Genomic DNA, 8,611 nt, shown 5'->3' on the forward strand with positions numbered 1-8,611 from the left:
GTTGTAGAGCGTCTGATGGTCCTCCGGATGTGCACCCCGGTCGAGCAGCAGGGCCGCCAGCGCCTGGGCGTAGGGGTGCCTCGGCTGCCGCCGCGGTCCCTGCTCGCCCTCGCCGAACACCCCGGTAAGCGCGGTGAACGGCGTCGACATCCCGCACCACAGGTAGCCGGCGTTTGGGTCGGCACCCGCGTCGAGCAGCGCCGCGGCAGCCTCGAGCACCTCGTCCTGGCTGCGGCCAAGCGGTGCGCGGGAGTAGGTCAGGTGCAGCAGCGGCACCCAGCCGAACGGCCCACCCGCCCGCCGGGCGAGCGTCGGATCCGCGGCCAGGTGCCGGCGCAGGGCCGCGGGATCGGAGGCTGCCGCCGCCGCCCACACGTGCCGGTCGACGAGCGTCGGATCGTCGGCGAGCAGATCCGCGGCGGTCTGCCAGCGCGGCGGGGCGTCGTCATCGTCGTAGCGCAGCGCGCTGAGCGTGCAGAACCGATCGGCCGGGTCCAGTGTGTCCTCGTCGACCGCGTTCGGGTCGACGCTGAAGTCGGCGGCGATCCGCAGGTAGTGCACCAGCGCAGGCCACCCGGTGAAGCCGTACGACCTGGCGACGGTCAGCTGCGCGTCGTGCAGCGCGAACCGGGATGGCGATTCGGCCAACGCAATCGACGGCTTCGGGTGGCAGCGCTGGACGAGGTCGACGGACTCGGCGTCGCCTGCGGTGATCCCGCGCTGCAATCGGCGCGCGTCGGCCTTGAGCCGATCCAGCGACGGGTTGTTGGGCAGAGAGCTGGCCATGACGGCCTCCTTCCGAGCCCGGCGTCCGCGAGGTCGGGCCGAGGAAAGAGGTCTTCCGGCACGAGCGTGGTCTTGCTGGCATGGCAGGGAGGCTGAGCCCCTTCGAGCGGACGTCGGGCGGTCCTGCGCGCCCGACATCACGATAGGTCGGCGGTCCTCGCGGGTCAACGGCAGCGGCGAGATGGTCGCGCGCATCACCCGCGTGGCGGGTCTAATCACCCTGCCGCACAGCGGGTTTCGATCGACACGCGAGGAACCACAGGATCCACAGGATGATCGGCAACAGGATGTCGGTCCACAACGGAAACCCGATGTTGTAGGGCCTGTGTTGCCGTCGACCACCCAGAAGTAGACGTGCCCGGCGGCGTCGCCGAAGTACTGGATGGTCTGCACCACGATCACGCACAGCCAGAAGTTGTCGCGGTATCGGTAACACAGCAGGCCGGCGACGCCGACCGCCAAATCGCCCATGGCGTTCTCCCACTGGAAGCCGCCGTCACCCCGGGTGTATCCGATCATTTCCGCGGTCTCCGGCCCGTCGAAGATGTGGAAACCCGCAGTGATCAGTCCCGTGACACCGACCACGGCGACCAGCCACCACAGCAGATGGATTCGGGCGGCGGGGGTCTGCTCGTCCCGCCTGCTCTGAATGGTCGCTCCGACGATCGCGACGATCACGGCGATGACCACGAACACGACAACCCCCTAACCTGCGGCCCTGACCAAGGCCACCGCGAAACCATCCCAGCCCTTCGTTCCCACGGTCTGGACGGCCGCGGTGTCCAGCCGTGGGTGCTCGCCCATCATCACGAACATGTCCCGCACGGCGCGGGCCTGGTGATCGTCGGGCGCGGGGTCGAGGACGCGACCCCCACGGGCGATGTTGTCGACCACGATGACCGCGCCGGGCGTCGCCAGCTCGACCGCCCACTGCACGTACGCGACGTTGTTCTCCTTGTCGGCGTCGATGAAGAACATGTCGAAGCGCGCCCCGCGTTCGGCGAGCAGCGGCAAGGTGTCCAGCGCCGCACCGACGATGACCTCCACCCGGTCGTCGACGCCGGCGATGGCGAGATTCGCGCGCGCGACCTCGGCGTGGGCGGGCTCGTACTCCAACGTCACGACGCTGCCGCCGGGTCCGACCGCGCGGGCCAGCGCGATGGTGCTGTAACCGGCGAGCGTGCCGACCTCCAGCACCCGGGTGGCCTGTCTCAGTTCGGCCAACAGCGACAGGAGTTTGGCGTGCTGGGCGGAGAGCTCGATCGGCGGCATCCCGGCGGCGGCGGCCGACTGCCTCGTCGCGGCGAGTACGTCGTCCTCGGTGTGCAGCAGTTGGTTGAACATCTCGTCGAGGGCCTGCGGATCCGGGTCATTCACCCGCTCCACGTTAAACGCTCGCCGCTACCGCACGCCCTCCTTGGCGTAGACCACGCGCAACACGTGGCCGACCTCGGGACCCATCACCGCATCGGTCAGCTCGCAGAACGTCGTGACGAACTCCGGCCCGTGAGCAGGCTCGGCCCGGCACAAGTGGTGGGCGATCTCGTGCAACACCACCAGTTCCCGCAGTGCCCACGTGGTCCTCCGATCGGGCACGGCGATGGTGGCGAGGTTTCCGTCGTACTCGTAGTGCGCTGCGGTGACGCCGCGGCGACCACGCACGGTCAGTGGTTCGGCTGCGGGCCACCGCTGCCGCACGGACGGATGGCCGAGCACGTCGTCGACGTAGCGCTGCACGGAATCCACCGACGCGAACCGCGCCTCGGGCGGCAGGGTGATGTTGGCGCCGAAGAACTCGACGGTGCCGTTGCCGCGCTGGGACACGCGGTCGAACAGCGTCCGCACGAACTCCTCGGCGGCGTAGACCCGTGCGCGTTGATCGTCACGCGGCACGGTGCGCCGTCACCGGTCCAGGGCGCCGCGTGATCCGGCCAGTTCCGTGCTCGGCCCCAGCCGGGCCCGCTTCCCGGCGCGATCACCGGCGCGACGAGCGGCCGAGGAATAGCCCGCCGACGCGCTGTTGGCACGCCACGTCCCCCGGGCCTTGGACGCCTCCCGGTAGAACGACTTGAGCTCGATGTCCTTGTTGCGCAACACGAGATCGGTCCCCGGTTGCTGCTGGCGACCCGTGGTGGCGTCCTTCTTGGCCTCCTCGTGCGCCTCGGCCAACCGCTGACCCACCCGGGCGCCGAATGCCAACTGGAAGTTCAGCCGCGCGGTGATGGTGGGGGTCGGCCGGTGCTGGCCCGAGAAAATGTAGGCGTCGGAAGACTTCACCATCTGCACCACCAGGCTGGCGTACAGCGCATGGGTGGCGTCGATGTCCTCGGCGAACCCGTAGGCGTAGACGAACGTCGAGTTGGATGCGACGTCGCATTTCAGGTCGTTGGCCGCGCCGATCACCACGAACAGCTGGACGTAGGTGCGCAGCCCCCTGGTGCCCGCCTCGCCGATGGTGATGGTGCGCTGCACCGGCACCTGCGCCGGCGAGCGGGTCGCGGCGTGCGCGCGGGCCACGGCGAGGTCGATGGACGTGGTGGTGGCCAGCCGTTGCGCGGCCGCCATGAACGCATCGGCCTCGTGGGCGTTGTCGGTGTTCTCGGCCTGGCGCAGCAGTGCGGCGATGCGCGCCAGCATCTTGTCGTCGGTCATGCGCGGTCTCGCTTCGCTTCTCGCTTGTAAGTCATGGCGTCAAACTATGGAACCAGTACGACTTTCCCGCGGGCGTGGCCGGTCTGCAGATACCGGTGCGCCTCGGGCGCCTCCTCCAGCGGAAGCTCCTTGTCCACCGTCACTTCCAGCTTCCCGGCGGCCGCCAGCGCGATGACTTCCGCGCGGGACGCATCGCGGATTTCCTGACCGCCGTCGGCACCGGTCAACACCGCGATACCCAGTTCGGCGGCCCGACCGAAACCGGCGATGGTCGCGATGCGGCCGCGGTCGGCGACCAGTTCGACCGACGTGTCCAGCGCCTCGTCGGTGCCGACCAGGTCGAGCGCGGCGTCCACCGTGCCGATGACCCGCACCCGGTCGGCCAGCCCTTCGCCGTATGCGACGGGTTCGGCGCCGTATCCGCGCAGCTGATCGTGCCGCGCTGGGCTCGCGGTGGCGATCACCTTGGCGCCGCGCGCGATCGCCAGCTGCACCGCCATCAGCCCGACGCCGCCGCTGGCGCCGTGGATCAGCACGGTGTCGCCCGTCCCCACAGCGGTCTTCGTCAACAGGTGCCATGCGGTGCCGGCCACCAGGAGCAGCCCTGATGCTTGCGCGAAACTCAGCGACGCGGGCTTGTGTCCCACGTCGGAGGCGTCGGCGATCACCCGCTGGGCGTAGCCGCCGCGGATGTTGGTGACGATCACCTCGTCGCCGACTGTCAGTGGTCCGGTGTATCCGGTCGTGCCGGCTGCGACCGCGGCGATCACGCCGGCCACCTCCATGCCGAGCGGCATCGGCAGATTGCCGGGATCGCGGCCCATGTCGCCGCTGTACAGCTTGTAGTCGACCGGATTGGTGCCCGCCGCGCGGACGTCGACGAGCACCTGACCTGACCCGGGACCGGGCAGCTCGATGTCTTGCAGCGCAAGGACTTCCGGTCCTCCATAGCCTTCCGCGAAAACAGCTCTCGTCATGGGCCGAAGTCTAGCCACTACTTGCCGACGAAGGCGTCCAGCGCCTTTACCAACTGCGAGGACAACGGTTCCTTGCTCGCGTAGTTGGCGACATTGTCGGTCGGGTCGTCCCTGAGTACGTGGTTGACGCCCTGGAGACCGACGACGGTCAGGGCGGTGTGGCGGCCCAGCGCGGCGGTCAGCGCCACTTCCGCGGCACAGTTCGCCTGGGAGTCGGAGTCCGAACACGTCACGAGCACGGGGGTGCCTGCGGGCACCGTCGCGGCCAGCGCCACCGGGTCGATCGCGTCGGCCTCGACCACGGCCTTGACGTTGCCCGGGTTGAGGATGGCGCCCAAACCCTCAGGCAGCTTGGCCGGGGCGGTGCCCTTGGTGCGGGCTTCGACGACGGCGGCATTCCAGGCGGCGACCACGTCGTCGGCCTGTTGGCGCGTCTTGGCCCCGGATGCCACGTCGGCGTCGACGCTGCTGCGCACCCGGGCGGTGATGATGTCGAGGTAGCGGCCGGACAACGGCTGAAAGAGGCCCAGCGCGTGGATCTTCGGCGCGTCGGGTGCGGCATCGGTGGCCAGCGACATCGCGTGGACGGTGCCCTCACCCAGCGCGTACACCGAGATGCGCGACTTCTCGGTGCCGGGCTTCTCGGCGAGGAAGCGCACTGCCGCCTTGGCGCCCAAGGTGTAGACGGCGCTCCCGACGTCGGCGGGCCGCAGCGCGTAGGGGCCGAGGCCGGTCTTGCCGGTGCCCGCCTTGTCGTAGCGCAGACTGGCGACCCCCTTGCCGGACAGGTACTCCGCCAACTGGCGCATGTTGCCGACCGGACCCGCCACCGCGTTGTCCCCATTGCGGTCGGTGTTGCCGCTTTCCGAGATGAGCAGGGCGGCCGGGCCTGGCGCGTCGCCCTGGTGACGGTAGGTGCCGTGGATGGTCAGCCCGTCCGCGACGAATGTGACGTCCTCGTCGACCCAACCGCCGGGCTCCTGCGCACCGGGCGCGGACTTCTGCGGCCCGGAGGAGCACCCGACGACCAGGAGTAGCACGGCCAGCGCGCAGAGGAGTTGCCGTCCAACGCCTTTCACAAGCGGACCTCGATCCACGACACGACGTCGTCGAGTACCTGCGCGCGTTCCGGCTCGTTGAACACTTCGTGGTAGAGCCCGGGATAGACCTTGAGGTGGACGTCGGCGGATCCGACGCATTCGACGAGCCGCTCACTGCCGGCCACCGGAATCAACTTGTCCTGGCCGCCGTGCACGACGAGCAGCGGCGCGGTCAGCGCCGACGCGCGCTGCGGCATGGACTCGCCGACGCCGATCAGTGCCTTCGCGATCCCTGCGGGCAGCTTGCCGTGGTGCACCAGCGGATCGGCCTCATAGGCGGCGACCACCTCGGGATCCCGGGAGACCGCGTCGGCCGGGAGATTCTCGACGGGCAGCCCTGGCAGCAGGCTGCCGATCACCTTGGCCACAGTGCTCATCACCGGCGACACCGCGTCCTGGGCGTACACCGCGGGACCGGACAGCACCATGGCGGCGTAGTCGTCGGGGTGCTCGACGCCGTACGCGAAGACGATGCCGCCACCCATGCTGTGGCCGAGCACGATGCGCTTGAGCTCGGGGTGCGCGGCAGTGGCGATGCCGACGAGGTGGTGGAAGTCGTCGGTGTATTCGGACATGTCTTTGAGGTAGACGCGCTTGCCGCCGGAGCGGCCATGGCCGCGATGATCGAGCGCGTAGGTGATGAGCCCGCCCTCCCCGAGGCGCTGCGCAACGTGGTCGTAGCGACGGGCGTGTTCGGCGTAGCCGTGTGCCAGGATCACCACGCCGAGCGGGTCGGTGTTCGGTGTCCACACGTCGTAGACGATGCGAACCCCGCCCACACCGTCGAAGCTGCGTTCGCTGCGGGTTGTGGCCATCAGGGGAGACTAGCGGGCGGCCCTGAACGGCATCGTTCGCCGTTGCGTGCGTCTTGTCGGTGTGCGTGGGTACCCTCGTGAGCGTGAGCGTCCTCGCGGAAGATCCGGTTGGTTTCGAATCCAAAGACGCCTTTCTGGCCGATGCCCAGCGCTACCGGCGTGAGCTCCTCGCGCACTGCTACCGGATGACCGGTTCCCTGCACGACGCCGAGGACCTGGTCCAGGAGACCTACCTGCGGGCGTGGAAGTCCTTCGACGGCTTCCAGGGCAGGTCGTCGGTGCGCACCTGGCTGTACCGCATCGCCACGAATACCAGCCTGACCTCACTCGAGGGCCGGAAGCGCCGGCCGCTGCCCAGCGGGCTGGGCGGGGTGGCATCCGATCCCACCGGCGACATCAACGAGCGCCAGGAGATCACCTGGCTGGAACCGCTGCCCGATTCGTCGAACGACCACCCCTCGGATCCTTCGGTGATCGTCGCGTCCCGCGATTCGGTGCGCCTGGCCTTCGTCGCTGCGCTGCAGCACCTGCCGCCGCGGCAGCGCGCGGTGCTGGTGCTGCGCGAGGTGCTTCAGTGGAAGGCCGCCGAAGTCGGCGCGGCGATCGGGGCATCCACCGCCGCGGTGAACAGCCTGCTGCAGCGGGCGCGCGCGCAACTCGACGAGGTGCAACCGAGCCAGGACGACGGGCTCGCCGCACCGGAGTCACCCGAGGCCCAGGACCTGCTGGCCAAGTACATCGAGGCATTCGAGAGTTACGACATGGACGAACTCGTCGAGTTGTTCACGGCCGATGCAATCTTCGAGATGCCTCCGTTCGACGGTTGGTATCAGGGCCCGGTGAACATCGTCCAGCTCTCCAAGACCCACTGCCCCGCCGAAGGCCCCGGCGACATGCGCTTCCTGCCCACCACCGCCAACGGCCAGCCTGCCGCCGCGCTCTACATGCTCAACCGCGAGACCGGGGTGCACGAGGAGTTCCAGCTGCACGTGTTGGGGATCCGTGCGGGCGGCGTGTCACACGTGGTGGCGTTCAAGGCGGGCGACGGGCTGTTCGAATCGTTCGGGCTGCCTGCGACGCTCTAACCCGCGGGGATCACCGGCAATGTGACACTCGACGGGTGCGCCGCGTCGTGCAGGATCGTCTGCGTCGCGGCCACCGCAGCCGTGCTCTGGCCGAACGGTTCGCCGGTATTGGGGTTGGGAGCGAACTGCGGATAATCGCTACTCGAAATCTCGAGCCGGATGCGGTCTCCGGTCCGAAACTCATAGCTGGTCGGCCAGACCTGGATCCGGTAGGCATGTGGCTGATTGGGCGTGGCCTGCGTCGGATTCGACAGCGAGTCGCGGAACGACGTTCGCAGGATCCCGTCGTTGAGGTTGATGACCTGACCGTCGGGCTTCACCACCGTCAGCTTGGCGGTGAAGTCGGTGTCGGGAGCCGATGACACGGCCCACAGGTTCACCGTGGTCGGACCAGTGATCTCGGTGTCCTGCGGTAATCGAGCGCTGCTGTAGACGAGGACGTCGGAACGCTGCTCGACGGGGGTCTGGTCGTAGGGCCCCTGGGGGCCGGACTGCGCTCCACAGCAGGAGTGCCCGCCGAGGCTCGGCGCGGGGAAGTGCGGGTCGTAGGTGTAGACGTCGGGTGGATCCGCAGCCGGGGGAGCCAGGACCAGCTGGCCCTTGCGATCGGCGATGCCACCCGGCCCGGAGAGGTAATAGGTCGTCGGCTGCGTCTGCGGCAGTGGCCAGCCCGTCGCGGTCTTCCAGACATTGGCGCCCATCAGGAAGTAGTCCACCCGTGGCGTGCCCGCCGATGCCGCGGAGCCATTGTCCTTGCCCTTGAGGAAGTGGTCGTACCAGTCGAGCATCAGGCCGTTGATCGGGCTGTTCGCGACGCCGCCGATCGCCTTGAGCATCGGGGCGGGCTCCGATTCAGGTCTGCCCCAATCGACGTGATCCCACGGCCCGATGACCAGGCGCTGGTTGTCACGGGCGTTCGCGTTCGCGCCGTTGGCCACCATGCCCGCGAAGTTCTCGACACCGCCGGCCAGGAAGGCGTCATACCAGCCTTCGAAGTGCAGCACCGGCACCCCAACCGACTGGTACCGGTCCCGGATGCTGAACTGCCGCCAGAAGTCGTCGCGCGTCGAGTGCCGGATCCAGTCGAAGTACCACGGTGCCACGGCCGGGTTGTCCGGCTGCATCGGCGGCAGGTCCTTGAACGGACGGAAGTCGAGCCAGCGGGTGGGATCGTTTGCGGCAGCAGCGAGTTCGTG

At 68.8% G+C, this 8,611-nt stretch carries 8 protein-coding genes and 2 pseudogenes; 1 reads left to right on the plus strand and 9 read right to left on the minus strand.

Annotation, left to right across the window (positions count from 1 at the left end):
- From QOC69_RS23215 to QOC69_RS23250, 8 genes and pseudogenes are all read right to left on the minus strand, one after another.
- A pseudogene (locus tag QOC69_RS23215) lies at window positions 1-786 on the minus strand (ankyrin repeat domain-containing protein); the annotation flags it as partial.
- 211 nt (window positions 787-997) lie between these two features.
- Window positions 998-1,482: pseudogene (locus QOC69_RS23220) on the minus strand (DUF6790 family protein).
- Window positions 1,483-1,491: 9 nt separating this feature from the next.
- Complete coding sequence (locus QOC69_RS23225) at window positions 1,492-2,130, minus strand: O-methyltransferase (RefSeq protein WP_526444017.1); 639 nt, start codon at window positions 2,128-2,130, stop codon at window positions 1,492-1,494.
- Between the two features lie 57 nt (window positions 2,131-2,187).
- Window positions 2,188-2,679, minus strand: a complete 492-nt coding sequence (locus QOC69_RS23230; RefSeq protein ID WP_526444003.1) for a TIGR04338 family metallohydrolase — start codon at window positions 2,677-2,679, stop codon at window positions 2,188-2,190.
- 9 nt (window positions 2,680-2,688) lie between these two features.
- Window positions 2,689-3,438 (minus strand): DUF2786 domain-containing protein, encoded by a 750-nt coding sequence (locus QOC69_RS23235; RefSeq protein ID WP_526444005.1) that lies wholly within the window; start codon window positions 3,436-3,438, stop codon window positions 2,689-2,691.
- Window positions 3,439-3,482: 44 nt separating this feature from the next.
- The gene (locus QOC69_RS23240) at window positions 3,483-4,415 is read right to left on the minus strand and encodes an NADP-dependent oxidoreductase (RefSeq protein WP_526444007.1); all 933 of its coding nucleotides are present in this window, start codon (window positions 4,413-4,415) and stop codon (window positions 3,483-3,485) included.
- A 17-nt stretch (window positions 4,416-4,432) separates the two neighbouring features.
- Window positions 4,433-5,494, minus strand: coding sequence for an alpha/beta hydrolase family protein (locus QOC69_RS23245; RefSeq protein ID WP_526444009.1), 1,062 nt, complete (start codon window positions 5,492-5,494; stop codon window positions 4,433-4,435).
- Entirely contained in the window at window positions 5,491-6,330 is an 840-nt protein-coding gene (locus QOC69_RS23250) for an alpha/beta hydrolase (protein WP_526444011.1), read from the minus strand. The genes QOC69_RS23245 and QOC69_RS23250 overlap by 4 nt, the downstream gene beginning before the upstream one ends.
- A 53-nt stretch (window positions 6,331-6,383) precedes the next feature.
- Here QOC69_RS23250 and QOC69_RS23255 point away from each other — a divergent pair, with 53 nt between their 5' ends.
- Window positions 6,384-7,415: an RNA polymerase subunit sigma-70 gene (locus QOC69_RS23255; protein WP_526444013.1), complete on the plus strand. Its 1,032-nt coding sequence runs from the start codon at window positions 6,384-6,386 to the stop codon at window positions 7,413-7,415.
- Here the strand turns inward: QOC69_RS23255 and QOC69_RS23260 are convergent.
- The coding region (locus QOC69_RS23260) for a CocE/NonD family hydrolase (protein ID WP_526444015.1) at window positions 7,412-8,611 on the minus strand (1,200 nt) is incomplete at its 5' end. The genes QOC69_RS23255 and QOC69_RS23260 overlap by 4 nt on opposite strands.

It is taken from the genome of Mycobacterium sp., from assembly GCF_032162105.1.
In the GTDB taxonomy this organism is placed as follows: Bacteria; Actinomycetota; Actinomycetes; order Mycobacteriales; family Mycobacteriaceae; genus Mycobacterium.